Annotated in this window: 22 protein-coding genes and 1 pseudogene; 9 read left to right on the top strand and 14 right to left on the bottom strand. The window is 61.9% G+C overall.

All coding sequences use genetic code 11. The annotated features are described in order from the left end of the window. Window positions 1-72: 72 nt before the first annotated feature. The 5 genes from NXC14_RS31150 to NXC14_RS31130 form a co-directional block, all read right to left on the bottom strand. Complete coding sequence (locus NXC14_RS31150) at window positions 73-987, bottom strand: SMP-30/gluconolactonase/LRE family protein (protein ID WP_085781839.1); 915 nt, start codon at window positions 985-987, stop codon at window positions 73-75. 14 nt (window positions 988-1001) lie between these two features. Then, complete coding sequence (locus tag NXC14_RS31145) at window positions 1002-1952, bottom strand: ABC transporter permease (RefSeq protein ID WP_085781838.1); 951 nt, start codon at window positions 1950-1952, stop codon at window positions 1002-1004. Then, window positions 1949-2899, bottom strand: a complete 951-nt coding sequence (locus tag NXC14_RS31140; protein ID WP_085781837.1) for an ABC transporter permease — start codon at window positions 2897-2899, stop codon at window positions 1949-1951. Before NXC14_RS31140 ends, NXC14_RS31145 begins: the two co-directional genes overlap by 4 nt. After that, on the bottom strand, window positions 2896-4347 hold the full coding sequence (locus NXC14_RS31135; protein ID WP_085782076.1) for a sugar ABC transporter ATP-binding protein: 1452 nt from the start codon (window positions 4345-4347) through the stop codon (window positions 2896-2898). The genes NXC14_RS31140 and NXC14_RS31135 overlap by 4 nt, the downstream gene beginning before the upstream one ends. Window positions 4348-4419: 72 nt before the next feature. After that, complete coding sequence (locus NXC14_RS31130) at window positions 4420-5436, bottom strand: ABC transporter substrate-binding protein (protein WP_085781836.1); 1017 nt, start codon at window positions 5434-5436, stop codon at window positions 4420-4422. Between the two features lie 279 nt (window positions 5437-5715). On the opposite strand from NXC14_RS31130, the gene NXC14_RS31125 reads away from it, so the two are divergent. The 3 genes from NXC14_RS31125 (at window position 5716) to NXC14_RS31115 (ending at window position 8858) form a co-directional block, all read left to right on the top strand. Then, complete coding sequence (locus NXC14_RS31125; protein ID WP_085781835.1) at window positions 5716-6954, top strand: sensor histidine kinase; 1239 nt, start codon at window positions 5716-5718, stop codon at window positions 6952-6954. 13 nt (window positions 6955-6967) lie between these two features. Beyond that, the gene (locus NXC14_RS31120) at window positions 6968-7690 is read left to right on the top strand and encodes a response regulator transcription factor (RefSeq protein WP_085781834.1); all 723 of its coding nucleotides are present in this window, start codon (window positions 6968-6970) and stop codon (window positions 7688-7690) included. Between the two features lie 283 nt (window positions 7691-7973). Further along, window positions 7974-8858 (top strand): DUF6030 family protein, encoded by an 885-nt coding sequence (locus NXC14_RS31115; protein WP_085781833.1) that lies wholly within the window; start codon window positions 7974-7976, stop codon window positions 8856-8858. A gap of 66 nt (window positions 8859-8924) precedes the next feature. Here the strand turns inward: NXC14_RS31115 and NXC14_RS31110 are convergent, their stop codons facing one another. Next, entirely contained in the window at window positions 8925-9848 is a 924-nt protein-coding gene (locus NXC14_RS31110) for a LysR family transcriptional regulator (protein ID WP_085781832.1), read from the bottom strand. A gap of 133 nt (window positions 9849-9981) precedes the next feature. Here NXC14_RS31110 and NXC14_RS31105 point away from each other — a divergent pair, with 133 nt between their 5' ends. Next, complete coding sequence (locus NXC14_RS31105; RefSeq protein WP_085782075.1) at window positions 9982-10866, top strand: alpha/beta fold hydrolase; 885 nt, start codon at window positions 9982-9984, stop codon at window positions 10864-10866. Here NXC14_RS31105 and NXC14_RS31100 read toward each other — a convergent pair. Continuing rightward, window positions 10824-11453 carry a TetR/AcrR family transcriptional regulator gene (locus NXC14_RS31100; RefSeq protein ID WP_085781831.1) on the bottom strand — a complete coding sequence of 210 codons (630 nt, stop codon included), beginning with the start codon at window positions 11451-11453 and terminating at the stop codon, window positions 10824-10826. The genes NXC14_RS31105 and NXC14_RS31100 overlap by 43 nt on opposite strands. A 166-nt stretch (window positions 11454-11619) precedes the next feature. Here NXC14_RS31100 and NXC14_RS31095 point away from each other — a divergent pair, with 166 nt between their 5' ends. Beyond that, complete coding sequence (locus tag NXC14_RS31095; RefSeq protein WP_085781830.1) at window positions 11620-14082, top strand: glycoside hydrolase family 3 C-terminal domain-containing protein; 2463 nt, start codon at window positions 11620-11622, stop codon at window positions 14080-14082. Between the two features lie 235 nt (window positions 14083-14317). After that, on the top strand, window positions 14318-14788 hold the full coding sequence (locus NXC14_RS31090) for an Hsp20 family protein (protein ID WP_085781829.1): 471 nt from the start codon (window positions 14318-14320) through the stop codon (window positions 14786-14788). 498 nt (window positions 14789-15286) lie between these two features. Here NXC14_RS31090 and NXC14_RS34040 read toward each other — a convergent pair whose 3' ends face one another. The 3 genes and pseudogenes from NXC14_RS34040 to NXC14_RS31075 all read right to left on the bottom strand — a co-directional run bounded on the left by NXC14_RS34040 (window position 15287) and on the right by NXC14_RS31075 (window position 17148). Further along, window positions 15287-15568, bottom strand: a complete 282-nt coding sequence (locus NXC14_RS34040) for a hypothetical protein (protein WP_348630270.1) — start codon at window positions 15566-15568, stop codon at window positions 15287-15289. Window positions 15569-15921: 353 nt separating this feature from the next. After that, a complete protein-coding gene (locus NXC14_RS31080) occupies window positions 15922-16458 on the bottom strand; it encodes an OmpA family protein (RefSeq protein WP_085781828.1) in 537 nt (178 codons plus the stop codon). 14 nt (window positions 16459-16472) lie between these two features. Next, window positions 16473-17148: pseudogene (locus NXC14_RS31075) on the bottom strand (L,D-transpeptidase). A gap of 384 nt (window positions 17149-17532) precedes the next feature. Between NXC14_RS31075 and NXC14_RS31070 the strand changes: the two are divergent. Together NXC14_RS31070 and fhuF are read left to right on the top strand one after the other, a co-directional pair. Next, on the top strand, window positions 17533-19713 hold the full coding sequence (locus NXC14_RS31070; protein ID WP_085781827.1) for a TonB-dependent siderophore receptor: 2181 nt from the start codon (window positions 17533-17535) through the stop codon (window positions 19711-19713). Between the two features lie 4 nt (window positions 19714-19717). Further along, window positions 19718-20503, top strand: coding sequence for a siderophore-iron reductase FhuF (gene fhuF, locus NXC14_RS31065; protein WP_085781826.1), 786 nt, complete (start codon window positions 19718-19720; stop codon window positions 20501-20503). A gap of 12 nt (window positions 20504-20515) precedes the next feature. Here fhuF and NXC14_RS31060 read toward each other — a convergent pair whose 3' ends face one another. Further along, window positions 20516-21433, bottom strand: a complete 918-nt coding sequence (locus tag NXC14_RS31060) for an AraC family transcriptional regulator (protein ID WP_085781825.1) — start codon at window positions 21431-21433, stop codon at window positions 20516-20518. Between the two features lie 95 nt (window positions 21434-21528). Between NXC14_RS31060 and NXC14_RS31055 the strand changes: the two genes are divergently transcribed. Further along, the gene (locus tag NXC14_RS31055) at window positions 21529-22278 is read left to right on the top strand and encodes an SDR family oxidoreductase (protein ID WP_085781824.1); all 750 of its coding nucleotides are present in this window, start codon (window positions 21529-21531) and stop codon (window positions 22276-22278) included. A gap of 10 nt (window positions 22279-22288) precedes the next feature. On the opposite strand, the gene fhuB is transcribed toward NXC14_RS31055, so the two are convergent. The 3 genes from fhuB to NXC14_RS31040 are packed head-to-tail and all read right to left on the bottom strand — an operon-like array spanning window position 22289 to window position 25607. Continuing rightward, window positions 22289-24253, bottom strand: coding sequence for a Fe(3+)-hydroxamate ABC transporter permease FhuB (fhuB, locus tag NXC14_RS31050; RefSeq protein WP_085781823.1), 1965 nt, complete (start codon window positions 24251-24253; stop codon window positions 22289-22291). After that, complete coding sequence (locus NXC14_RS31045; protein WP_085782074.1) at window positions 24250-25083, bottom strand: iron-siderophore ABC transporter substrate-binding protein; 834 nt, start codon at window positions 25081-25083, stop codon at window positions 24250-24252. The genes fhuB and NXC14_RS31045 overlap by 4 nt, the downstream gene beginning before the upstream one ends. Window positions 25084-25115: 32 nt before the next feature. Further along, window positions 25116-25607, bottom strand: coding sequence for a GNAT family N-acetyltransferase (locus NXC14_RS31040; protein ID WP_085781822.1), 492 nt, complete (start codon window positions 25605-25607; stop codon window positions 25116-25118). Between the last annotated feature and the right edge of the window lies 1 nt (window position 25608).

The following is a 25608-nucleotide window of genomic DNA, read 5'->3' as shown; positions in this document are numbered from 1 at the left end:
GCTACGAGGATCTCAATTAGTTCGCATTGGGCGTTAATGAACCCGCCGCCGCAGAATCTGGCATTCACCGGCTTACGGTCTTTGGGCGCCGGTCGTGGCAACATAGAGGGAATAGAGTGAGCGCGTTGCGGCTATGAACAGACGGTTGCGTCCGGGGCCGCCGAAGGTCAGGTTGGCGACGGTCTGAGGGACGCGGATCTTGCCGATCAGCTTGCCTGCCGGATCGAAGCAGTGCACGCCATCACCGGCACTGGACCAAAGGTTCCCCTGCACGTCAGTCCGGATTCCGTCCGGGATGCCGTTGTCGATGAGGCAGAAGACGCGGCCGTTCGCAAGGCTGCTGCCGTCGACTACATCGAACGCGCGGATGTGGCGTGGCAGGCTTTCGTCGTGGCTTGCTGACGAATCCGCGACGTAGAGGATCGTCTCGTCAGGGGAGAAAGCAAGGCCGTTCGGCTGGATGAAATCCGTGATGACGGCGGTTAGCTGGCCGGTCGCCGGGTCGAGCCGGTAGACGTTGCGCGTCGCCTGCTCGGGCTCAGCCTGATAGCCTTCATAATTCGACATGATGCCGTAGGTCGGATCGGTAAACCAGATCGTGCCGTCCGATTTCACCACAACGTCGTTCGGCGAATTGAGCCGCGCGCCCTCGAAACGGTCGGCGAGCACGGTGATCGAGCCGTCGATCTCGGTGCGCGTGACGCGGCGCCCGCCATGTTCGCAGGAGACGAGCCGGCCCTGGTGATCGCGCGTGTGGCCGTTGGTGAAGTTCGATGGCTGCCGGTAGATGGAGACGCCGCCCTCGGGCGTCCATCGCAGCATGCGCTGGTTTGGAATGTCGCTCCAGAGAAGCTGGTTCGCATCGTTGAACCAGACAGGACCCTCTGCCCAGCGGCAGCCTGAATAGAGTTCGTCGAGACCGGCGCTGGTGACGATCAACTGCCGGAAGCGCGGGTCGTGGATTTCGTAGATGCTGGCCTCGGCCATGGTGATCTTCCTGATTATCGCATGCCGGCCCGGCGACCGCCGGCGAGCATGATCACGCTGATGATGATGAGGCCGGTCATGATGAGGCGGATGCCCGCGCCGAGCCCATAGGTGTTGAGCATGGAGACGACCAGGAACATGAAGAGCGACGCGCCCCAGATGCCCGGCACGTTGGAATCGCCGCCGGCAACCGCTGTGCCGCCGATCACAACGACGGCGATCGAGGTCAGCAGATATTCCGAGCCCATATTGAGTGCTGCGCCGCCGGAGAAGCAGGCGAGCAGATAGCCCGCGACGGATGCGAGCACGGCGCAGAAGAGGTAGGTGACGAAGCGCGTGCCGTCGACCGGAATGCCGGCCATGCGTGAGGCGGGCATGCTCTGGCCGATCGCCGAGATCCAGCGCCCGTAGATCGTCTTCTCGAGCAGGAACCAAGCGAGTAGCGAGATGAGGAACGCGACGATCGCCACGTTCGGTACGCCAAGCGTGTTCGTGGTGGTGAACTCCGCAAGCATGCTCGGAGGCTTGATGCGCAAGCCACGGTTTGCCCAGATCGCCGCGGACTGCACGATGAAGCTCATGGAAAGCGTGGCGATGATCGGCGGAATGCGCAGCGCCTTGATGAGCGCGAAATTGCCGAGGCCGACGACGAGGCCGATGAGGATGGCGACAAGAAGCCCAGGCAGGATCAAGCCGTTTTCGACATTCATCAGTTTCAGCGCCACCGTACCGGCAAGTGTCATGGTGGCGGGAACCGACAGATCGATATTGCCGGGACCGAGCGTGATGACGAACATCTGGCCGATGCCGACGATCACCGAGAAGGCGGCGAAGGTGAGTGCTGCCTGCGACAGGCCGAGCGTGCTGGCGCCGAGGGTCACCATGATAGTCAGGAACCAGACCACGAAGGCGGCAAGCCATGACCAGATCCAAGATTTGCCGGAAAGGCTGAGGAGGGGCTTCATCGGCGGCGTTTCTCCTGTTTCTCCAGCCGGTTCAGCATGAGGCGCAGCGCGAGCACGATGATCAGGATCGCGCCCTGGGCTCCGATCTGCCAATCCGGCGAGATGCGCAGGAAGGATAGGAATGAGCCGGCGAGCGTCAGCGTCAGCGCGCCGACAACGGCGCCGACAGGGGAGACGCGGCCGCCGATGAACTCGCCGCCGCCGAGGATCACGCCGGCGATCGACAGCAGCGTATAACGCAGCGCGATATTGGCATCGGCCGAGGTGGTGAGGCCGACGAGGGCGATGCCGGCAAGCACCGCGAAGAAGCCGGCAAGCCCATAGGCGATGGCCCGCGCCCCGACAATCGACCAGCCGGCCCGCTCGACCGAGCGCTGGTTGCCGCCGATGCCGCGGATCAGCACGCCGAGCGAAGACCGCATGACCAGAAGATGGGCGACGGCGGCTATGATGACGCTGGCGACGATCGCCATCGGCGCCAGCGGCGGCTTGACGGTCATCAGAGAGCGCACCCAATCCGGCGCCTGCCCGCCTGGCGCCGGCAGCAGCAATACGGCAAGTCCACCCCAGACGAAGCTCATGCCGAGCGTGACGACAATGGACGGCAGGTCGCGCAGGTAGATGATAACGCCGAGGGCCGCATAGGCCGCGATCGCTCCCGCAAGGATCAGGATGCCGGTCGCCGGGTCGTCGCGCAGAAAGGTCGCGCTCACACAGGCGACGAAGCTGACGAAGGTGCCCATCGACAGATCGAGATCGTTCACCGTCATCACAAGCATCTGGGCGATCGTCGCAAGCGCGATCGGCACAGCGAGATTGAACAGCAGGTTGAGGCCGACATAGCTCATGGCGCGCGGCTGCAGCCAGAATACGGCGGCGAGCAGCAGTGTCAGCGAAAGGGCGGGAATGGCAAGACGCAAGGCGTCGGATGACAGCCGGACCATCATGCGGCGACCCCCTCGAAGGATGCGGCGATGATGTTCGTCTCGTTGACGGCGTCGCCGGCAAGTTCGGCAGTGATGCGGCCTTCGCGAAAGACGTAGACGCGGTCGCACAGACGCACTTCGTCCATTTCAGTCGAATACCAGATGAAGGTGCGGCCGCGCGAAGCTTCGTCGCGGATGATGGCGTAGACCTCCTGCTTGGTTCCGACATCGACGCCACGCATCGGATCATCCATGAGGACGACCGGCGCGCGCGTAGCAAGGGCGCGGGCAAAGAGCACCTTCTGCTGATTGCCGCCGGAAAGCGACAAAATGCGGTTGGCCATGTCGGGCGTACGGATTTCGATCCGCCGCCTCCAGTCGGCGCCCTTGGCCTCCTCTTTATCAGCGGCAATGAGGCCACGCCGCGACAGGTCACTGAGCGAGGCGACGGAAAAGTTGCGCAGGATGCTCCAGAGTTCGAAGATGCCGTTGAGGCGTCGGTCGCCGGCGACGAAGGTGACAAGCGGATCGCGCTCGGGCAGCCAGTTGCCGGACTTGGAGGCGTGCAGGGCAAGCAGAAGCTCGGTCTGACCGTGGCCGGCAAGACCTGCCAATCCGATGATCTCGCCCTTGCGGGCCGAAAAGGGACGGCCCGCCGTCTGATGGGAGAGAACGAGCGGAGCGGCGGATTGCTCGCGCGCCGGGCGCTGCCCCGTCTCCTCCTTCGCAACGCTGCCCATGGCCTCGACCAGACCATGATGGTCGAAGCCGTGGGCGGGGCGTTCGGCAACGACGCGGCCGTCCTTCATGACAACGATGCGGTCGGAGGTTTCGAGGACCTCGTGGAGGATATGCGAGATAAAAATGACGGAGCCACCGGCCGTGACGAAGCGGCGGACATGGTCGAGCATCTGGCGGGCGAGGCTCGCGTCGAGCGAGGAGGTCGGTTCATCGAGGATCACCAGCCGCGGCGGGGTGCCGGCGTCGGAAAAGGCCATCGCGATCTCGACCATCTGTCGCTCGGCGATCGAAAGGTCTCCCACTGCCCGACCGCTGTCGATGCCGTGGCCGGGGAAGACCGCATCGAGGCTCTTTTCGATGATTTCTGCGGCGCGCCTGCGCCAGCCGAAGCCGCCGAGATCGCGGTGCATGATGCGCGTGTTCTCGACGATGGAGAGGTTGGGGCAGAGCGAAAGCTCCTGGAAAACGCAGCGCACGCCGCGGGCTCGTGCCGCGTTGATGCCGTAACGCTCCAGCCGCTCGCCATCACTCGACACACTTCCCTCATGGGGGGTGAGGCCGCCATTGATGACGCTGACAATGGTGGACTTGCCGGCTCCATTGTGCCCGACCAGCCCGACGCATTCGCCCGACATGACGCGGAGCGTGACGCCGTCAAGCGCCCTGACCGCGCCGAAACTCACCTTGGCGCCATCGACGGCGATCACCGCCTTCAAAACCTCATCCATGCTGCCCGCCACATCTGCTCGGAAGGACTGCCGCGCGGCCATTTTCGGCGCGCGCGGCAATCGCCGGGAGAGTTACTTTGCCGACTCGATGACCTTGATCGCGTCTGCCTGCGTGTATTCCACATTGGCGACGCCGCCGGCCTGGGTATTGGCGAGGTTCGTTTCGAGATTGTCCTGGTCGATGCGCAGGAACGGCACGACGAGATCCTTCTTGACCTGCTTGCCGTCGAGGATCTGCTGGGCGACCCAGAAGGCGAGGGTGGAGACGCCGGGCGCGATGGACACCGACATCGTCTCGTAGCCCTTGGCGTCCTTCTGTTCCTTCCACCACTTCAGCTCGTCTTCGCGGTTGCCCATGATGATGATCGGCATCTTCCGGTCGGTCGCGGCGATCGCTTGTGCGGCCCCATAACCGTCGCCGCCCTGCGTCACAACGCCGACGATGTCAGGCAGGCTCGGCAGGATGCCGGCGACGGCCTTCTGCGCCACGTCCTGCGCCCAGTCGCCGTGCACGGAGCCGACGATCTTGAACTGCGGGAACTGCTTGACGCCTTCGTGGATGCCGGCCGAGATCTCGTCATCGACGAAAACGCCGGCAAGGCCGCGGATCTCGAGCAGATTGCCGCCCTGTGGGAGTTTCTTCGACAGATATTCCACCTCGCTGCGGCCCATTTCCTTGAAATTGACAGCGATACGCCAGGCGCACGGTTCGGTCACGATGCCGTCGAAGGAAACGACGGTGATGCCTGCGTCGCAGGCTTCCTTGACCGCGCCGTTCAGCGCCGTCGGCGAGGCGGCGTTCAGCACGATCGCGTCATAGCCCTGCAGGATCATGTTTTGGATCTGCGCCGCCTGTTCCGTCGCCTGGTTCTCGGCAGTGGTGAAAGGATCGGCCGCGGCAACGACGCCTGATTTTACGGCTTCGCCCGTCACCTTGCTCCAGCTCGTCAGCATCGCCTGGCGCCAGGAGTTCCCGGCATAATTGTTGGAAAGAGCGATCTTCTTGGCCGACGTGTCGGCAAAGGCGGATACGGGCATGGCGGCGCAAGCAATAGCGGCCGATGCCAGAAGCATCTTACGGATTGTCATGTCTTCCTCCCTCATGATCGCGCCGGTCGGCGGATCGCTTCACTCCTGCCGGCCAAACCAGACCCGAGTGAAAATTGTTCTTGCACTGAGCTTCCTCCTCTCAGTAAGGGCAGGATGCGGGAGATCGGCCTGCCTGTACAGGGGCAAGGCGGCAACTCGTTTGCGGGTTTTGCGCAACAAGCTGCGGGTTTACGCAAGACGGCGGCCCATTTGCGGGCGCTTACTGGGAAACGATCACGCCGGGTTGAGGAGCCTGTCGTGACGGGGGAGGAACTGACAATGCTGCATCTCGCACCGGCAGCCCTGTTCGACCACTATCTCGGCATTTCCCGGCTGCTCGCGGGCCAGCTCGACTTCCGCTCGGCGATCCGATCGGTCGCTGCCGAGGTCGCCCACATCATCCCCCACGACCATCTCGACGTCTGCGTGCTGCTCGAAGGCGGCAACTATCACACGGCCTATGAGACGGGCATCGAGACTGCCTGGGGCGAGATCGCCGGCGCGCCTGTCGTCAACAGCCCCATCCGTTCGCTGCTGCGAGGTGAGGTCGATTTTCTGCTCACGGACGATGCCATGACAGACCCGCGTTTCCATTTCGAGGGCGCGTTCAAGCGGCCGATCGTCGAACAATCGCTGAGGAGCCGGTTGCATGTGCCGATGAAGGTGCAGGGCACGATCATCGCGGCCCTTTCCTGTTCGTCTCACAGGGCGGGCGTCTATACGATGGAGGACGTCGAACGCGCCCGCATCATCGCCGACCTGCTGACGCCCTATTTCTTTGCGCTGCAGGCGGCCGAGCAGGCGCAACGCTCGGCGATCGTGGAGGCGGAGGCACGCGCCCGCGAGGAGGGGCTGCGTCAGGGCGCGCTGAAGCTGACCGAAGCCCTGGAGCAGGAACGCCAGCGAATCGGCATGGACCTTCACGACCAGACGCTTGCCGACCTGACGCGGCTTGCCCGGCGAATCGACCGGCTGTCGCGCAACGGCGAGGTGACCCCCGAGGCGCTCGAACCCGTTTCGCGATCGCTGCAGCATTGCATGCAGGATCTGCGGCAGATCATCGAGCAGGCAAAACCCTCCGTGCTCCAGCTCTTCGGCCTCGCTCAGGCGATCGAGCATCATCTCGACCGATCGACCCGCGACACCGGGTCGGGCATCGAATGGGGACTCGTCGACGAGACGAATGGGGCGCTCGAAAGGCTGGAGCCGACCGTCAGCGTCGCCTTGTTTCGCATAGCGCAGGAGGCGATCAACAATGCCGTGCGCCATGCCGCCCCGCTGGCGATCATGGTGCGGCTCGAAGCCGACGACGAACAGCTGGCGATCGAAATCTCCGACGACGGAACCGGGCTTGCCAAGACGCGGGGACGGATCGGCGGCGGTATCGACAATATGAAGACCCGCGCGCGGCTGATCTCGGCGCGCTTCACGACCGGCCCCGGGCATAATAATCGCGGGACCGCGGTGCGCGTCGTGCTGCCGCTGGCGCCGAGCGGCCCGGCGGGCGAGCCGGACTGAGGAGAAAGAAAAGATGAAAGTTCTGATCGTCGAGGACGACCCGCTGCACCGGTCCTACCTGCATGAGGCTGTTAACGCCGCCCTGCCGGAATGCGACACGGTGATCGAGGCGGAGAACGGAACCGTCGGTGAGAAGCTCGCCCGCGACCACAAGTCGGCGCATATTGTCATGGACCTGCAGATGGCGAGCCGCAACGGCATCGAGGCGGCGCGCACGATCTGGAAGGAGCGGCCGGAAACCCGCATCCTGTTCTGGTCGAATTATTCGGATGAGGCTTATGTGCGCGGCGTCTCGCGCATCGTGCCGGATGGCGCCGCCTATGGCTATGTGCTGAAATCAGCTTCCGACGAACGGCTGAAGCTTGCGTTGCGCTCGATCTTCATCGAGAGCCAGTGTGTCATCGACCGCGAGGTGCGTGGTCTGCAGCAGAAGAGCCTCGGCCAGACCAACGGCTTCACCGATTCCGAATACGAAATCCTCGTTGACATAGCCCTCGGTCTGACTGACCGGGCCATCGCCAAACGCCGGAGCCTGTCGCTGCGCAGCGTGCAAAACCGCCTGCAGCAGCTCTACGACAAGCTCGACGTCTATCAGACGGCTGTCGACGACCACGAGGACGGCCGCTTCAATCTCCGCGCCCGCGCCGTCACGATTGCTTTCCTGCGTAAACTTCTGAATTACAGCGCTCTCGAACGCGCTGAGGCGGAGCTGCAGGAATGGCTTGATGGAAAGTAATTTCCCGAAGGATCGGCGACATAGGCGAGCTTTTCTTTTGGGGCGCAGCCGTTTCAGACTGCTGCTTGACGCTCGATACACTCGACATCAAAATCGCGGTTTCGAAGGTGAGCCGGCTGTACCGCTTTCACATCGTCGCTCGCCTCAAAAGGTTTGGCCACGGGGATTGACCAGGCGGCGACCGACACCGCTGGTCGCAAGCTTGCGAGGCAACGCAGTGAATAAATTGTTCTCAGCAGCCGGTTCTTCTCGCGACAGCCCATCCAAGCGCTGGAAGTTCCCGTTGCTGAGCAACCGCCGCCCGTTACGTCGGCCAGCGCTCTTGCTACTCGCCCTGCTTGTCGCAACGATTGCGGTTTCTTACCTTGACATCCGCCAATCCGAATCTCCGACCGAGGACTTGGAAAAGGGAGCGCTCAACAAGGCTGCCCCTTCGCCACGCCCAACCGTCCACTCTGATCCGGCTGCTTCTTTTCTTCGTCCGACGATATCCATATCGCGGCATCTGATGGAGGTCCCAAAGCTCGACCTGGCAAGCCAGTTTCTGCGGATGTGGCTGGTCTCGGGCGCCAATATTTGCAGCGCTCTTCGAGAGGCCGGCATAGAGGTGAGCGAATGGAAAGCTGCATCGATGCGCAATCGCGATTATGAATGTTATTTTCAGCGCATCTACGAACGGGACGAGGTGAGGCCACTGAGCTCGACCTTCCTCAGGATTCGTGGAGATGAGACGGGTAATATTGTTGAGATCCGCGCCAAGATCGTCGGACCGAAGATTGATGCTGAGGGACTTCTCGCCCCTGAAGTGCTGCGCATTTTCGAGATCATTGTGAAGCAGGCATGCTGGCGAGATTTTGAAGATGCGCTTGCGTCGATCCAAAGACTTCGCGATGTCGAGGCCGAACGATTCGGCTCTTATCTCAGCTTCACGCGCGAAGCCGGCAGCGAGAACAGATTTAGTTTTGCTCTAGGCCTCAAGGCAGCTCCAGGTTCGCAGGCAAGAACCAGGGCGTATTTTTCGGCAGACCGCTGGCTGGCCACGACGGATCCGCGCATCCCGCAGACATCATCCGCATCGATCGCAATGGCGCGTTCAGATCAGCCGATGGCACTCAATGGCGGAGCAAGTGCCGGCTCCGATTCCAAACCAAGCCGGAACTGCGGCTGAGCATCAAAGCCCCCAGCGTTGTGAGTAGGGAAAGTGTACCCGCCCCGGATATGGCGCGACAGCGGATCAGCGCGACAGGCTGGCTGCCGGTCGAAAAGCGTCGGCTCGGGCGGCGCAATTCTCGACGACGAAATCCACGAAAGCGCGGACTTTGGGCGAAAGCTGGCGATTGGACGGCCAGACCAGCGAGAGCGAGCCGAAGGGCACCATGAAGGAGGTGAGGACGGGGATCAGGCTTCCCGCTCGCATATGCGATTCCGCGACGTAGACGGGCAGGTGGGCAAGGCCAAGACCATCCTGCGCTGCCCGCAGCCCCGCATCCGTATTGTTGAACGTCAGGCTTCTGGGCAGAAGCAGCCGCTCGTACGGTGCCTTGAAGGCCCATGACGCGATACGGCCGCTGGATGGGTATTTGAAATGAATACAGGCATGCCCGCAGAGATCGGCAGGTGTCTCCGGTCGTCCATGGCGCTCGAAATAGTCGGGGCTGCCGCACACGACGAAATGCTGATCGCCAAGGTGGCGGGCGATCAGCCGCGTATCGGCAAGCTCGCCGCTCCGCACCACGACATCCAGACCCTCTTGAACCAGGTCTATGACCCTGTCTTCGAAATCCACATCCAGTTCGATCTCCGGGAAGCACTCGGCAAAGGCCGGCAGCATCGGCATCAGCAGATGGTGTCCGACAATGTGCGGAACGCTGACGCGCAGGCGGCCCCTTGGGCGTTCCCGGCTATGCAGGATGGTTGCCTCTGCGTCCTGCATATCGTCGATGATGCGCTTGTAGCGCTCGTAAAGGACCGCCCCTGCGTCGGTCAGGCTGATGCTGCGCGTTGTCCGGTTGAAGAGCCGCACACCGAGCCGGCTTTCAAGACGCGCCACGGCCTTGCCGATCGCGGACGGTGAAACGCCGGCAACGCGCGCGGCTGCGACATAACTTTGCTGTTCGGCTGCATGAACGAAGGCGAAGAGGTTCGCGAGACTATCCACGGCAAGATCCGATCAGAGACATTTTGTCCTTTATGTAAGGCCACCCGTGGCAGTTGATCAATATTGCGTAACAAATATCCTTTGTTCGATAGCGGGAACGAATAGGCCTGCCAAGATAAAGGGAGTGGATGGCATTCGGGACTACGCGAGAGAGTTGCCGGAGCACACGGGCAAATATATTGGCGAGAACGACCTTTTCCTGGAAATCTTTCGCGGGAACGATCGCTCGGATGAGGCCGATCGACCGCCTCTGCTCTTTGTCCATGGCGCCTTCACCGGCAGCTGGATGTGGAGCAAGTACATTCCGCACTTCATGGCGGCGGGGTGGGATTCTTACTGCATCAATCTGCGAGGTCACTATAAAAGCAGGTCGGTGGATTTCACGAAGGTGAAATTCGAGAACTATCTTGAAGATGTTCGTGAGGCGACGTCCGCAATCGCTGGGGAATGTGCTGTTCCTCCTGTTGTGATCGGTTTCAGCATGGGCGGAATCCTCAGCCAGAAGCTGGCAGAGATCGTTGGTATTGCCGGGCTGATATTGATCGATTCCAGCATCTCCAGGCAGGTGCATGACGAGGTGCCTTACCAGGATCTTGCGCCTGAGATACCTGGGGTCGTCATTCCCGCGCCAGTACGCGACGAGCAATCCAGCCCCGATGAAACGCCCGAGGACATCGCCTTCCAGCGGAAATACCTGTCCATGGAATCCGCCAAAGCCTTCGGCGCCTTTTCTTTTCATTTCGGAGCGCAGGGAATTTCCGTCGACGGCGGCAAGATCACCTGCCCTAGCCTCGTCATCTCAGCCGTCAACGATGACGCCGCCGATCGGCGAGGCCGGGCGACGGCGCGGCACATCGGAGGCGAGTATCTCGGTCTTTGGGGCACGACGCATACGGGCTTACTTGTCGGGCAAAGATACCAAGAGACCGTCAGCCGCATCATGATCTGGCTCACGCGCTTCGATGAAAAGAGAGTTCATCCCTCCGGCGCGAGGCTCGCCAGCAGGCGGTCGACATAAGCTTCCAGACCGCCGACCATATCGAAGCGATCGGGATCGCGCAGCCAGAGCATTTGCAGGCCGTCCATCACGGCGATCAGTTCGGCCGCTATCACCTTGCTGTCGATCCTCTTGTCGATCGAGCCATCGGCGATCGCCCGCTCGAAAGTCGCGGCGATGTCCTTCTGCATCTCCGCAGTGCGAGCGAGAAACCACGCCTTGGCGGGGTGATCCTTCATCAGGCTTTCGGCATTCAGAATCGCGAAGGCTCTGACGACCTCGATCATTTCGGCATTGCGGCGGAAGATCTCGACCATGCCCTTGAGTAGGCCGCTGACATCGGAGCGATAGTGCCCGATGAAATCGGCGCTATCGAGATCGCGCTTGGCGAGGATCGCGAGCAGCAGATCGACCTTGGTGGGGAAATGGTGCAGCAGGCCGGGCAGCGACAGGCCGACGTCCCGGGCGATATCTCCGATCGCGGCATTCTGATAGCCGTCTTCGGCAAAGCGCCGCATCGCCGCGGCCAGGATTTCCGCGCGGCGCTCCTCTCCTTTGGGGGATCGACGCCGTCTTTTCTCGTCCTGTCCCGTCTTCCGTTCTGCCATTATTTCTCCCGTCGGCCTCTTTTAACGGCGATGCGCCGATCCGCAATGCTCCGGCCGATATATCCTCTTCTTCTTACATCAGCTCCGTCAGCTTGACATATTAAAAATACCGAGTAATCGGTAGGTTTAACAGACGGTGCTCGCAGTCTTTGAACGGGAGGTTTGCATGATCGATTCCATTCTCGACGAGATGACGCTCGAAGAACAGGTCTCGTTGCTGTCGGGCGCCGATTTCTGGACGACCGTGCCCGTCGAGCGGCTTGGCGTGCCGAAGATCAAGGTGACGGACGGACCGAACGGCGCTCGCGGCGCGGGCTCGCTGGTCGCCGGCGTCAAGGCGACCTGCTTTCCTGTCGCCATTGCGCTCGGCGCCAGCTGGAATCCCGATATCGTCAGGCAGATGGGGGTTGCCCTTGCGCGCCAGGCAAAGAGCAAGGGAGCGGCCGTGCTGCTCGCGCCGACAGTGAATATTCATCGCTCCGGCCTCAACGGCCGCAATTTCGAATGTTATTCCGAAGATCCGATGCTGACATCAGAACTCGCGGTCGCCTATATAGAGGGCGTGCAGAGCGAGGGGATCGCGGCGACCATAAAACACTTCGCCGGCAATGAATCCGAGATCGAGCGGCAGACCATGTCGTCCGATATCGACGAGCGGACGCTGCGCGAAATATATCTTCCGCCCTTCGAGCAGGCGGTGCGCCGCGCCGGCGTCATGGCGGTCATGTCCTCCTATAACCGCCTCAACGGCACCTATACGAGCGAGCATCAATGGTTGCTGACCAAGGTGCTGCGCGAGGAATGGGGCTTCGACGGCATCGTCATGTCCGACTGGTTCGGCTCGCATTCCACGGCCGAGACGATCAATGCCGGCCTCGATCTCGAAATGCCAGGGCCGGCGCGCGACCGCGGTGAGAAGCTGGTTGCGGCCGTGCGCGAAGGCAAGGTGGAAGCCGCCACCGTGCGGGCGGCGGCGCGGCGCATGCTGCTGCTGCTCGAGCGCGTCGGCGCATTCGAAAGTAAGCCCGATCTCACCGAACGGGCGGTCGACCTGCCGGAAGACCGGGCGCTGATCCGGCGCCTCGGTGCCGAAGGCGCGGTGCTCCTCAAGAATGACGGCATCCTGCCGCTTGCCAAGACCTCGCTCGATCGGATCGCCGTCATCGGACCGAATGCGGCGAGCGCCCGCGTCATGGGTGGGGGCAGCGCGCAGATCAACGCGCATTATACGGTGAGCCCGCTCGAAGGCATTCGCGCCGCTCTTTCCAATGCCAACAGCATCAGCCACGCCGTCGGCTGCCGCCATAACCGCCTGATCGACGTGTTCAAGGGAAAGATCACCGTCGAATATTTCGAGGGGCGCGGCTGTAAGGGCACCCCGCTTCACGTCGAGACCGTCGACAAGGGCGAATTCTTCTGGTTCGAACTGCCGTCGGGCGAACTCGACCCCGCCGATTTCTCCGCCCGGATGGTGATGCAATATGCGCCTGAGGAGAGCGGCCAACATGTCTTCGGCATGACCAATGCCGGACTGGCGCGGCTCTTCGTCGACGGCCGGTTGATCGTCGACGGCCATGACGGCTGGGTGCGCGGCGAGAATTATTTCGGCACCGCCAATGACGAACAGCGCGGCGCGGTGACGCTCGAAGCGGGCAGGCCTTACGAAATTGCCGTCGAATATGAGCCATCCACGGCGAACGAGGAGGGCATCAACCTCATCGCCGTCCGCTTCGGCGTCGAAAAACCGCTCGGCGAGGCCGATATCGAAGTCGCCGTCGAAACGGCCCGCAATGCCGATGTCGCGCTGCTTCTCGTCGGTCGCGACGGCGAGTGGGACACGGAAGGGCTGGATCTGCCCGACATGCGGCTACCGGGGCGGCAGGAGGAACTGATCGAGAAGGTCGCCGCCGCCAACGCCAACACCGTCGTTGTGCTGCAGACCGGCGGTCCCATCGAGATGCCCTGGCTCGGCAAGGTCCGTGCCGTGCTGCAGATGTGGTATCCCGGACAGGAACTCGGCAATGCCGTTGCCGACGTGTTGTTCGGCGAAGCCGAGCCGGGCGGCCGCCTGCCGCAGACCTTCCCGAAGGCGCTTGCCGACAATTCCGCCATCACAGGCGATCCTACCGTTTATCCCGGCAAGAATGGGCATGTGCACTATGCCGAAGGCGTCTTCGTCGGCTATCGCCATCACGATATCAGCGCCGTCGAACCTCTCTTCCCCTTCGGCTTCGGCCTTAGCTATAGCCGCTTCCGTTGGGGCGAACCGCGACTCTCCGCAGGAGAAATGGATCCTGAAGGCATAACCGTCAGCATTGACGTCACCAACACAGGCGACCGGCCAGGCTCGAAACTGGTCCAGCTCTATGTACGCTCGCCGTTAGCCAAAGTGGAACGGCCGGACAAGGAACTTCGCGCCTTCGCAAAGCTCTCGCTGCAACCCGGCGAAACATGCACAGCCGTTATGAAGGTTCTGCCGCGCGATCTGGCCTATTTCGATATCGAGGCCGGCGCCTTCCGGGCCGAACCGGGTGGTTATCACCTGGTCCTGGCGGCGAATGCCGCCGATACAAGATTCGTGCTCCACCTGCCGTCGCCGGCCGGCTACGTGCTGCCGCCGACCTCATGATTCCGATGTCGAACGGCCAGGCGCCATTGGTTGAGCTGAATGAAAACAGTGCGCAAGAGGCGCTCCGGACTGCCGGATCAAGCAGCCTGAAATTTTTTAGATTCTCCTCTTGAATGGAAAATCATGCGGAACCAGATCATCGTCGTCGGCAGCGCAAAAGCGGGCCGATGATCAGAGGGGAGACGCAGGTTTCCGACGCGTCTCCAACCCATGTTGCTTTACGGAGGATATGGCTATGAGAAACGAACTTGATTTCGCCCCCCTTTACCGGTCCAGCATCGGATTCGACCGTGTCTTCAATCTCCTGAACAATGCGCAGCGCCTGCAGGCGATCGAGACCTGGCCGCCCTATGACATCGTCAAGACGGGCGAAGACGACTATCGCATTCAGATGGCGGTGGCCGGCTTCGCCGAAGGTGACCTCGACATCACCCAGGAGCGGAACGTCCTTCTGGTGAAGGGGCAAAAGCCCGATGGGAAAGAAGGCGAATATCTGCATCGCGGCATCGCCGGGCGCGCATTTGAACGCCGCTTCGAGCTCGCCGATCACGTCAGGGTCGAGAACGCCTCGCTGACGAACGGTATTCTCTCGATTGCGCTGAAGCGTGAAGTGCCCGAAGCCATGAAGCCGCGCAAGATCGCCATCGGAGACGGCTCCTTTCAGCAGGCGCCTCTTCAGATCGAAGCCGAGCGTCAGGTGGCTTAAGGAGAGCCTCTTCATGAAGTCCCGAATTAAGCCGTTTATCGTGGAGATCAGGAAACGTCGCAGAAGCAGCGCTAAAGATGCGGCAAAGCCTCTGTTTTCGAGGTCGTTAGGCAAGCTTCGCAATGCGCACGCCGTTTCTGAAGCGCGATCCTGAACAGGGTTCCGCGTCGACTGGGGCCGGCGCCATGTGGCCGGCCCTTGTGCACGAATGATGCGGACCGAGTTTGCTCTTCCTCGAATTCTCACCCGCGACGAGATCGTTGCGTTTCGCGCCCGCTCCCTACGGTCCGTCTCTGCAGTGATTTGTGACGACCTCATCGCTTTCGATTGGTCATGTCATTACTTTTCAGGTCATCTTTGCCGCCGTTGCGCTAGCGATGTGAGGGCTTGACGTGTTGGTGCTCCTGGCGATCACGGATCGAACTGGGACGAGCGACATTCTTCAAACTGGCACGAATGGCCCCGCCCCTAACCCGCCCGGCGCTTTTCGATCGCAGTTCACATTGTCCATAGAAGTGATAGCGGGGCGGCTTGTAGCTTTTCTCCGAACGGGGTCACTCGGTCGTGGTCGTGTAAGACGAGCCCTCGCACGAAACGATCGCCGACCGCCTCTTGTAACTGGCGCAGCCCGCGAAAATCGTCAGACTTCACCGTTGCCGACGCCTTTACTTCAATCCCAACAACCCGGCCGCGCCGATCCTCGACGATGACATCGACTTCATCTTGGTCTCTCGTCCAGTAGTGGGAGAAGGAAAAGCGCCGGTCTGACCAAGACGCCAGTTCTCGGCAAATTTAAAGTCTAAGCCCGGCTAATTTTAATCTACTCCACGGCAGCTTAAAGCGCTGACGGTCTTAGTCTAATCGCACGACCGTCAAATTACAGGCGTTCCGGCGCGGATGAAGATCGAAATACGCCGGTGTTCAATGAGAACTTCCAGGTCTATGGCGTGGCAAGGCCTGGCGGCAGGCGGCAAGCTGGACCGCCCATGCAGATTTCGTCCTCGATGCCTCGAACTAGACGCTTCATGATCGACGGCCCGTCCATCGCGGCCTCATCCACCATCCCGACGGGGGCGTGCAATACATGTACTAAGCAACCTTTGTTCGGCGCGTCCCGGAAAGTTCATCTGCGATCAAACCGCATCCGGCTGGGTGCGCAGATTGGTGACGACGCGCCGGTTCTGCACCTTGCAGGAGCGCTCCGTGCAGTCGCGGACTTCGCGGTCGTTGCCGTAGCCCTTGGCCCACATGCGCTTGGGGTCTACGCCCTTCGAGGCGAGATAGGCCATCGCCGCATCGGCGCGCTTCTGTGACAGCGTCTGCATATTGGAGGCGGAGCCGGAATCGTCGGCAAATCCCTGCAGCTTGAGCAGCCACGTTGGGTTCCTGTTGAGCCAGGCGGCCTGGTTGTCCAAGGTTGCCATGGCGACGGTATCGAGCGCGGCGGAGTCCTGCTTGAAGTAGATCCGTCGGCCGACATTGAGAATGAAATCCTCCTCGCTACCAGCCGCAACGTTCTCGAAACCGGGGGCGGGGTCGTTGGTCTGGCCGGTCATCGGCACCGCGGCCGGTTCTTCCAGGGAGGCGACTTCGGTGGTGGAGCAGGCGGCGAGCGCCAAGAGCATCGCTGCGCCGGCAAGGCGCTTGGTGTATCCGATCATTGCAGACATAGGGGTGATATTCCTCATTCGACCGGAGTTGTTTCGCTAACCTGAGTGGCGCCCTCAGCCTGGTCGGCAATATGCGGCAGAACCTGTACGGCCGTGCCAATGGGGCAGCGCTGGTAAAGATCGATGGCGTCTTCGTTGAACATGCGGATACAGCCGCTGGAGGCGTCCTTGCCGATGCTCCATGGCTCCAGCGTGCCGTGGAATCGATAGCCGGTGTCGACGCCGTCGCGATGCAGATACATGGCGCGAGGGCCGAGCGGGTTCTTCGGTGAGCCACCCGAGACGAATTCCGGCAGTTCGGGATGGCGCTTGCGCATCTCCGGCGGCGGCGTCCAGCGCGGCCAGAGCGATTTGGCGTCGATGGTGGCGCGGCCAAACCATTTGAAACCTTCGCGACCGACCCCGACGCCATAGCGGATGGCTGGTCTTGTTCTCCATGATCAGGTAGAGAAAATGGTGCCTTGTATCGACGACAACGGTACCGATCGGCTCACTGCTAAAATATTTGACGACCTGGCGATGCCAGCGCTTGTCGATTTTGGCGAAATTGGTGCTGCGGAATGTCACGCCGTTGTCGACGGCTGTGCCGTCGAAATAAGAAGCTGCCGCTGCGGCTGCCGGTTTGCTGACGGCGCCGGTCCCAAGCAACGCCAATCCACCGAGCATAATACTCCTGCGCGTCCACACCACCGGCTAAATCCCCCCCTGAAAGCCAACAAGCGAAGTGGCAGTAAACCAGATTTTTTATTTGCCTCAATAGAAAACTCCTCTCCCTATCAAGATCGATAGAGAATCTAGGGTCGCCTGATGCTGTATTGCTCCGGTCGTTACTCCGGGCGGGAGAATGTTATGCCGACTGCGTACGGATCCGCAAAGGACAGGAGGCGCGGCCGGAGCCTGCATCGCAGGTGTTCCGTGCCAGCGTTCCAGTGTCGATGCTGCGTGCAACCTGTTCGCGAATGGCCGTGATAGGCAGATCATCGGATAAAAGGTGACTAAAATAATCATCTTATGTTGACAAGCTCCACTTCGCTCCATAGGTTCCGCCCGCATCCGTGACGTAGGGACCAAGCAATGGCGCGTGTTTTTTTGAATGTTTCTAATAATGTATCGCGAATTTACAGAGACAGCCTTTGTGCGACGACCGCAATAGTCCTGATCGGCATTGCAGCATCGCCGGCTGCCGCCCAGAGCGCCTCCGCAGGTGACACCGCGACGACACTGGAGCCAATCGTCATTCAAGGTGCAGCCTCTGATAGCAAGACCGACCGGACGTCTGTCACCGCCAAGAACAGCGCCGGCACGACCAAGATCAGCACGCCGCTGGTCGAGACCCCGCGCTCGATCTCGGTCACCACAGAGAAGGAAATCGAGCAGCGCGGCGCCCAGACGGTTATCGAGGCGGTGCGTTACACGGCCGGCGTGACGACAGGCCCCAACGGCTTCGATCCGCGTTTCGACCAGATTTTCATCCGCGGCTTCAACATTACGACGGTCGGCGACTACCGTGACAGCCTGCGCCAGCCCTATATCAATTACGGCATGTTCCGTACCGATCCCTATCAGCAGCAGCGCGTGGAGGTGATCAAGGGACCGGTTTCCGTTCTTTACGGTTCGGGATCGCCGGGCGGCCTCGTGAACAAGATCTCGAAGCTTCCGACCGAAGAGCCGATCCGCGAAGTCGGCATCACCTACGGCACCAAGGATCGGGTGCAGGGGATGTTCGATTTCGGCGGGCCGATCAGCGAAGACAACGACGATTTCCTCTATCGCATCGTTGGCCTCGCCCGCCGCGGCGATACCAATTTCGACATTGCCGACGACCGCTACTTCCTCGCGCCGTCCTTCACCTGGAAGCCCGACGAAGGTACGTCCTTGACGATATATGGTCTGGCGCAGTCCGACGAGACCGACGCCAATGTCGGCGCGGTCACGACTCAAGGCGGCGAGATTCTCGATATCCGGCAGAGCGATCCCGACTACGACTATCAGAAGGTCAAGCAGCAGCAGATCGGCTATCAGTTCGAGCATGATTTCGACAATGGCCTGACCTTCCGGCAGAACCTGCGTTACTCGCACCTCGACCTTCGCGCCCGCTATCTCGGCATTTCGAGCTGGACCGGCACCGTCGCGCACCGCAATGCAAGTTCGATCCGGGACGAGATGAACGTCTTCCAGGTCGACAACCAGCTCGAGGCGAAGTTCGATACAGGCCCGCTTGCGCATACGATGCTGTTCGGGCTCGACTACACCAATCTCCAGTCGAACTGGGGCTACGGCTTCGATGCAGCCAACCCGGCATTCGATTTCGATATTGCCAATCCGACCTATGGCGTCTCGGGTGCGACGCCGGCCTATAACTTCATCGTTGCCGATGCCGACATGCGCCAGGTCGGCGTCTACGCCTTGGACCAGATCGAAGCCGGGAACTGGCGCTTCAATCTCGGTGGCCGCCAGACCTGGGTCAACCAGACGCGTGACACGACCTATCCTTCCTTCGGGATGAGCGACTCGGAAGACGTCAATAAAAACGCCTTTTCGTGGCAGGCCGGGGCGCTTTATCTCTTCGACAACGGCCTTGCGCCTTTCGTCTCCTATTCGACGTCATTTGATCCCGTGACTAACCGTTCGACTTCAGGCAAGATTCTGGAGCCGACCGAGGGTGAACAGTACGAACTGGGCGTCAAATATCAGCCGCCAGGCACAGATATCCTCCTGTCGGCGGTTGCGTATCACATCGTCGAAAAGAACAAGCCGGTGCTGGTCGATCCACTGACGCTTGCCTATGACTCGCTCGGCGAGGTGACGGGAAAGGGTATCGAACTTGAAGCTCGCGCGGCTGTGGGCGATGGATGGGACCTGATTGCGGCTTACACTTACAACCATTCTGAAGTGACCGCGGGTACCAACGAAGGCAATACGCCGGCCGTGACTCCCTCCCACGTCGCCAGCCTCTGGGCCAATTATACGTTCCAGGAAACCAATCCCTTCCATGGTCTCTCAGTCGGCGCGGGTGTCCGTTATGTCAGCGAAAATTGGACCGATACCGCCAATACATCGAAGAACCCTTCAGGTTTCTATGTCGATGCGTCCGCCGCTTATGATTTCGGTTCAATCGACAAGAAATACGAAGGCCTGACTGCGGCCTTCGCCATCCGCAACATCGCCGATGAGCGCGACACGGTCTGCAACGAGGGCTTCTGCTATCTCGGCCAGGGTCGCAACATGACCGGCACCCTGAAGTATCGGTGGTAGCACCATGGCGGCAGAGATGAACGGGGCGGCCTCACGCCCTTCGATCGCCGATCATCCTGTCGCCCACCAGGCCGTCGATCTTGACGGCCTGGTGGGCGACGGCCCGTTCGCCTATTGCCGCGGCAAACTGCTCGGTACTCCCTCGCAGGCGGGCTTGGTCGTTCCCTGCCGGGATCTCGGCGATCGCGACGTCTTTGACGGAATCATCGCCCGCTATGCTCAAAAGTTTCCGGGCAGCGATCGCCGCGCGATCGTCTCCATGTGGACGCTCTATTATTTCAGCATGCTGACGATCGCCCCGAGCGTCCACATGTTCGTCAACCGCATCGCCCTGCCGTTGGAAATCGACCGGCTGTCGCTCGTTTGCAATGCTGAGACGGGCGAGCCGGAAGCGTTCGTGATGTCCGACAGTCCCGAGATTGCCGTCGATCCGGCGGCCGAGCTTCACCGGCTGATGCTCGGCCATGCGGAGCCCGTCATTTCGGCGATTGCCGCCAATTCCGGCGTGGCGCCGAAGCTTCTCTGGAACAATGCGGCGGCCTACCTCTCCTGGATCCTGAAAGAGATCGCTCACCGCCACGAGCCCGCCCTCGTCGAAGGCGGTCTGGCGCTGCTGAATGATGCTGAGTGGCCGGGCGGCGGGCGCAATCCGATGTTCGGCATGATCCGCATGGCGCGCCAGCAATGCGGGTTGGAATTCGCCCGCCGCAAGGTCTGCTGCCTGCGTTATAACCTGCCTGGCGTCGGCGGCTGCGGCGAAGCCTGCCCGCTGCCGGACGGACGGCATTGAGGCCGATTAGAATTATGCGGCGGCGTTTGACATGGTCTTTGCCTGCTCGGCATATCGTGACGGCGGCAATCCGACAAAGCGCGTGAATGCCGTGCTGAACGCGCTTGCGGAGCCATAGCCGACGCGCTCGGCGATCTCCTGAATTCCGATATCGCGTTGCCTCAGTAGATTTTTGGCGAGCGCCATGCGCCATGATATCAGATACTCCATTGGCGCCAGACCCACAGTGCGGCGGAAGCGGTTGAAGAACGCCGACCGCGACAGGGCCGCCTCTCGGGCAAGCTGCTCCACCGTCCATTCCCTGGCCGGATTTTCGTGCAGCCGACGGATGGCCAGGGCAAGACGTGTATCGCTCAGACCCCGCAGGATTCCGAGCGGCGCTTTCTCCCCGGCATTCGAGCGCAGCGCCTCGACAAGCAAGACTTCCAATAGCCGCGCCAGGATCATATTCTTTCCCGGCCGCTCGGTGCGGGCTTCGTCCGTGACGAGCTGTACGATCGCCGCCAGTCTGCTGTCGCCGCGGATATGAATGATCCGCGGCAGCAGGGAAACCAACAACGCCGCATCGGGCGAGCCGAAAGCGAAGTGGCCGACAAGCAGGCGTGCATTCGGAGTCCCTTCGGGATCGCCGTGACGGGTCTCTTCAGGAAGCATCGTGACGGTGAGGGGATCGATGCCGGGCGATAATCCGTCGCCCAGGCTCGACATCGTGAAGGCATGGACGGCCGGGATCAGGACGAAGTCGCCTTCGCGCAATGTGATCTGCTCGTCCTCCGCGCTCAGCCGCGAAGAACCTTCCAGCACGACGCAGTAGAAGGGCTGTCCGGTCTCCTGGCGCTCAACGCGCCACATCCCTGCGCCGCTGACGAGCTTTGAATGGCGCGCCGTTGGCTGCAGTAGCGTGACCATATCAGCCAAAGGATCGCTCATCGATACTCCTGATAATGAAACAAGGATCGCGCATGATATTCAGTGGCGATATCCCCGTCTACATCTGTAGCTGTCAGCATAGATAGGAGACAGATATGAAGACCGTTCTCGTTACAGGATGCTCGTCGGGGTTCGGGCTGGAAATTGCCAGATTCTTTCTCGCGCAGGGCTGGAAGGTGATCGCCACCATGCGAACGCCGAGCCAAGACCTGCTGCCGCCTTCAGACCAACTCAAGATCGTTGCTCTGGATGTCACGAGACCTGAAAGCATCCGCGCTGCGGTTGACGCCGCAGGTCCTGTGGACGTGCTGGTAAACAACGCCGGCATCGGCTGGCTCAACGCGGTTGAGGGAACGCCGATGGAGATCGCCCGCGAAATTTTTGAGACGAACACGCTCGGAATGATCGCCATGACGCAAGCGCTTCTGCCGCAGATGCGGGAGCGGCAGGGAGGCGTTGTTGTCAACGTTACGTCAAGCGTAACGCTCAAGCCGCTCCCGCTCCTCTCTGTCTATACGGCGAGCAAGGCCGCAGTGAACGCGTTCACCGAATCTGTCGCGCTCGAGCTGGAGCCGTTCAATGTGCGTGTGAGGATCGTGCTCCCAGGGCGCGCGCCGGAAACGCGGTTCGGCGATACGGCGCGCGCACGGATTGAACGACAGGGCGGCTTCCCGGAAGCCTATTCGTCGGTCGTCGCAGAAGTGTTCGCGTCGTGGGAGCAGCAGTCGGAGACCGCCTTGACACAGCCCGTCGACGTCGTCGAGGCGGTATGGCGTGCTGCGACCGATGCTTCCTCTCCATTGCGCATCCCTGCAGGGGCCGATGCCGAAGCATTGGCGGGATGAAGGCGGCTTCTCAAGGCCGCCGGCGCAGAACGAAAAGCAGCATCGGCGCCCCGACCAGAGCCGAAATCAAACCGGCAGGAACCTGATAGGGAAAGGCGATCATGCGGCCGGCCCAGTCGGCGATGACGAGCAGGGTCGCCCCGATCAGCGCTGCGGCGAGGAGCTGGGTGGAAGGGCGGCGAAGTCCGAGGCCGTGGGCAAGGTGCGGCGCCATCAGCCCGACGAAGCTCAAGGGGCCGACGACAAGCGTGGCGGCCGCCGTCATGATCGCCGAGAGCCCGAAGAAGACGCCGCGCGCCGGTGCGATCCTGAGGCCGAGTTCGCTCGCCGTCTCCGAGCCGAGCTGCAGCAGCGCAAGCCATCGGTTGGCGAGAAAGGCCGCGACGAGGCAGGCAAGCGCAATTGAGAGGGCGCTTGCGGCAACCTCATTGTCGACGAAATAGGTCGAGCCCGACATCCAGCGGATGAGCGCCAGGCCGCGCGGATCGCCGCTTGCCGCCAGCACGCCGATCCCGGCATCGAGCATTGCGCCGAAGGCGATGCCGGCGAGCAGCACGCGGTTCGGGCCGAAGCCTGAACGGGCGCTCAGGAGGAAGATCAGCAGCAGCACGCCAAGCGCGCCGCCGCCGGCAAAGGCAAGCTGGACGGTCAGGCCAGGTGCGGCGAAGGCGAACATGGCGGTCGCGACGCCAAGCGTCGCCCCGGCCGAAACGCCGAGCACCTCGGGGCTCGCCATTTCGTTTCCGGTCAGCCGCTGCAGGATCAGCCCCGTCACGCCGAGCACGGTTCCGGCGCCGAAGGCGGCGGCGACCCGGGGCAGGCGGAGGGGGAGGATTTCATTCCATGAGGCGGCGGGCAGCCATGTCCACGCGCCATCTGATGCCCGGCCGAAGAAGATCGCGGCGATCGCCAATGCGACGACCGAGGCGAACAGCAGGACGAGGGAGGACCCTTTGCTGCCGATCGCGAGCCGTGGTGAGGTCATGCCGGGGAGCGTGCGTGAGGCTGTTGCAAGGCGTGGAAGCAGAGCAATCAGGATCGGTCCGACGAGCAATGCGGTGACGGCCCCGGTCGGCACGAAATCGCCAGGAGCGAGGAGCTTGATCGCCTCATCGGTCAGAAGAAGAAGGCCGGCGCCTGCTATGGGCGACCAGATCAACTGGCTGACGACCCGGCGTGCGCCGGCTAGCCGGACGATCTGCGGGGCGACCAGCCCGATGAAGCCGATGACGCCGACGGCACTGGTGACGAGGGCGCTCAGCGCAATCGCAATCGCTATGATAAAGCCGCGCGCCCATTTGATCGGCAGACCTAGGCTCGCTGCGCCGGCATCTCCGAGCTGGCTCAGCGCCAGCGGTCTCGCGGCGAGGAAGGCGAGGCCGGCGACGAGGGCGACCTTGGGCAGCAGCGACAGCGGGATCGCCCAGCTTTGCTGCGACAGAGACCCGGCGCCCCAGATGAAGATCCCGGAGAGATATTGATCGTTCATCAGAATGAGGATGGCCGCTGCTGCGCCGCACCAGAGGCCGATGATCATGCCCGACAGGATGAGGGAAAAGGGCGAAAAGCCGTGCCGGGCGCTGATCGAAAAGAGGGCGAAGGCGGCAACCGCACTTCCTGCGAGCGCGACCGCGTCGCGGCTCCATCCCGCCAGTGAGGGAAAGGCGAGCATGACGGAAACCAGTGCCAGATTGGCGCCGGCCGAGACGCCGAGCGTCGTTGGTGAAGCGAGAGGATTGCGCAGCACCTGCTGCAGGATCGTCCCAGAAAGTGCGAGGGCGGCTCCCGTGATCAGGGCCGTCGCCATGCGCGGCAGCGTGGAATAGAGAAGCAGAAGGTGCTGGGCGTCGTATCCGCCTTTGGTTTCGATATGCGGCAGCGCCGGCAGGAGATCGAGCATCGCAAGGCTGAGGCCTGAAAACAGCAATAGCGCCGCAAGTGCTGGCGCGCCGAAGCGGGAAAATTCAGCCTTCATCGGGCGGCAGTCTCCAGAACATCGACTATCAGTGTCGAAAAGCGCAGCGCCTCCTGGACCATTCCAAACATCAGGACGCCGGGAACGACCGAGATGCGCTGGCGCCGGACGAAGGGGAGGCTGGCCCAAAGCGGGCTTTCTGAAAGCCGGGTCAGGACATCAGGCGGAAGCAAGGGCGACACGACGACGAGGTGCGCCTCTTCATCGAGTTCGGCGAGCTGTTCCAGTCCGATAGTCTGAAATCCCCAGTAGCTGGCCTCGCCCTTCCAGGCATTCTCAAGGCCGATGCGCCGCATGGTGCCGCCGTAAAGCCCCGGGCCGCTGTAGATGCGCGCATGCCTCCGGTCGACGAAGTTGATAACGGCGACAGGAGGCGCGGACAGGCCCCTCACCCTCTCGCGCAGCCGCTCGAACATGGCATCGGCGCGGGCGAGAAACGCCTCCGCTTGCCTCTGTCGCCCGATCATGGCGCCGAGACGCCGCGTTTCGGCGTAGGAGCGGTCGAGCGCATCGCCGTTCTCGGCATAAACAGTGAAGGTCGCGACCGGCGCGATGCGGGAGAGATTTTCATCCAGCGCCGCCAGGAAAGGCGTGCTCAGGATGAGCGATGGCCGGAGGCTGGTGAGGACTTCGAGATTGATCTCGGAGGTGGTGCCGATATCGACGACGCCTTGCGGCATGGTTGGCTCGACGACCCATTCCGACCAGTTCCTGAGCGAGGCGATCGCTCGCGGCACGCTGCCGAGCGCCATCATCGTCGATGCCAATCCGTAATCGAGCGACACGACGCCGTTATCAGCGGCGCGGGCCATGACGGGTGCGCTCGTCATGGCCAGCGCGCTCAGAAGAAAGTCCCGTCGTCTCAAAGCGCGGCCTCGCTCGGCTGTTTTCCGGCGAGCGGCTTGATCATGAACAGGCACGGATGGTCCTCGTGCCAGAGTTTGGCAAACACCTCCGCCCTGACGAAGCCGTTCCGGTCGTAGAAGCGGCGTGTCGCCTCGAATTGCGGCTCGTCGCGGCCGCGCGGCGCAAGCGTCTTGGCCGTCAGCAGCCGGGCGCCCGATTTCTGGGCGAAGCCTCCGGCAGCGTCGAGGAGATGTCGCCCTGCGCCCTGGCCGTGATATTCCGGCCGCGTCGCGATCAGCGCAATTTCGACGGCATCAGGCAGGTGCGGCTTCAAGGCCATCAGCGCGGTGACGACATCCGCTTCGATATAGCCGAACACCGGCAACTTCTCGATCGCCTGGGCGCTCGCTTCGATGACCTCGGATTCCGAAAACCAGTCGGGCAAGGCACTCATGATCGATCGGCAGAGTTCCGCCTTGCCGGTCAGGATCTCAACTGTTCGTCCCATT

Origin of the sequence: Rhizobium sp. NXC14, from assembly GCF_002117485.1 — a bacterium.
Classification (GTDB): Bacteria; Pseudomonadota; Alphaproteobacteria; order Rhizobiales; family Rhizobiaceae; genus Rhizobium.
This window is presented reverse-complemented; position numbering and strand designations above follow the sequence as displayed.

What these genes read in the sequence shown, in the direction of transcription:
- NXC14_RS31100 (WP_085781831.1), bottom strand. Translation starts at nt 11,453, where the DNA reads ATGGCAGAACGGAAGACGGGACAGGACGAGAAAAGACGGCGTCGATCC.
- NXC14_RS31140 (WP_085781837.1), bottom strand. Translation starts at nt 2,899, where the DNA reads ATGATGGTCCGGCTGTCATCCGACGCCTTGCGTCTTGCCATTCCCGCC.
- fhuB (WP_085781823.1), bottom strand. Translation starts at nt 24,253, where the DNA reads ATGAAGGCTGAATTTTCCCGCTTCGGCGCGCCAGCACTTGCGGCGCTA.
- NXC14_RS31145 (WP_085781838.1), bottom strand. Translation starts at nt 1,952, where the DNA reads ATGAAGCCCCTCCTCAGCCTTTCCGGCAAATCTTGGATCTGGTCATGG.
- fhuF (WP_085781826.1), top strand. Translation starts at nt 19,718, where the DNA reads ATGGCGGCAGAGATGAACGGGGCGGCCTCACGCCCTTCGATCGCCGAT.
- NXC14_RS31070 (WP_085781827.1), top strand. Translation starts at nt 17,533, where the DNA reads ATGGCGCGTGTTTTTTTGAATGTTTCTAATAATGTATCGCGAATTTAC.
- NXC14_RS31060 (WP_085781825.1), bottom strand. Translation starts at nt 21,433, where the DNA reads ATGAGCGATCCTTTGGCTGATATGGTCACGCTACTGCAGCCAACGGCG.
- NXC14_RS31040 (WP_085781822.1), bottom strand. Translation starts at nt 25,607, where the DNA reads ATGGGACGAACAGTTGAGATCCTGACCGGCAAGGCGGAACTCTGCCGA.
- NXC14_RS31130 (WP_085781836.1), bottom strand. Translation starts at nt 5,436, where the DNA reads ATGACAATCCGTAAGATGCTTCTGGCATCGGCCGCTATTGCTTGCGCC.
- NXC14_RS31090 (WP_085781829.1), top strand. Translation starts at nt 14,318, where the DNA reads ATGAGAAACGAACTTGATTTCGCCCCCCTTTACCGGTCCAGCATCGGA.
- NXC14_RS31135 (WP_085782076.1), bottom strand. Translation starts at nt 4,347, where the DNA reads ATGGATGAGGTTTTGAAGGCGGTGATCGCCGTCGATGGCGCCAAGGTG.
- NXC14_RS31095 (WP_085781830.1), top strand. Translation starts at nt 11,620, where the DNA reads ATGATCGATTCCATTCTCGACGAGATGACGCTCGAAGAACAGGTCTCG.
- NXC14_RS31055 (WP_085781824.1), top strand. Translation starts at nt 21,529, where the DNA reads ATGAAGACCGTTCTCGTTACAGGATGCTCGTCGGGGTTCGGGCTGGAA.
- NXC14_RS31120 (WP_085781834.1), top strand. Translation starts at nt 6,968, where the DNA reads ATGAAAGTTCTGATCGTCGAGGACGACCCGCTGCACCGGTCCTACCTG.
- NXC14_RS31150 (WP_085781839.1), bottom strand. Translation starts at nt 987, where the DNA reads ATGGCCGAGGCCAGCATCTACGAAATCCACGACCCGCGCTTCCGGCAG.
- NXC14_RS31125 (WP_085781835.1), top strand. Translation starts at nt 5,716, where the DNA reads ATGCTGCATCTCGCACCGGCAGCCCTGTTCGACCACTATCTCGGCATT.
- NXC14_RS31080 (WP_085781828.1), bottom strand. Translation starts at nt 16,458, where the DNA reads ATGTCTGCAATGATCGGATACACCAAGCGCCTTGCCGGCGCAGCGATG.
- NXC14_RS31045 (WP_085782074.1), bottom strand. Translation starts at nt 25,083, where the DNA reads ATGACGAGCGCACCCGTCATGGCCCGCGCCGCTGATAACGGCGTCGTG.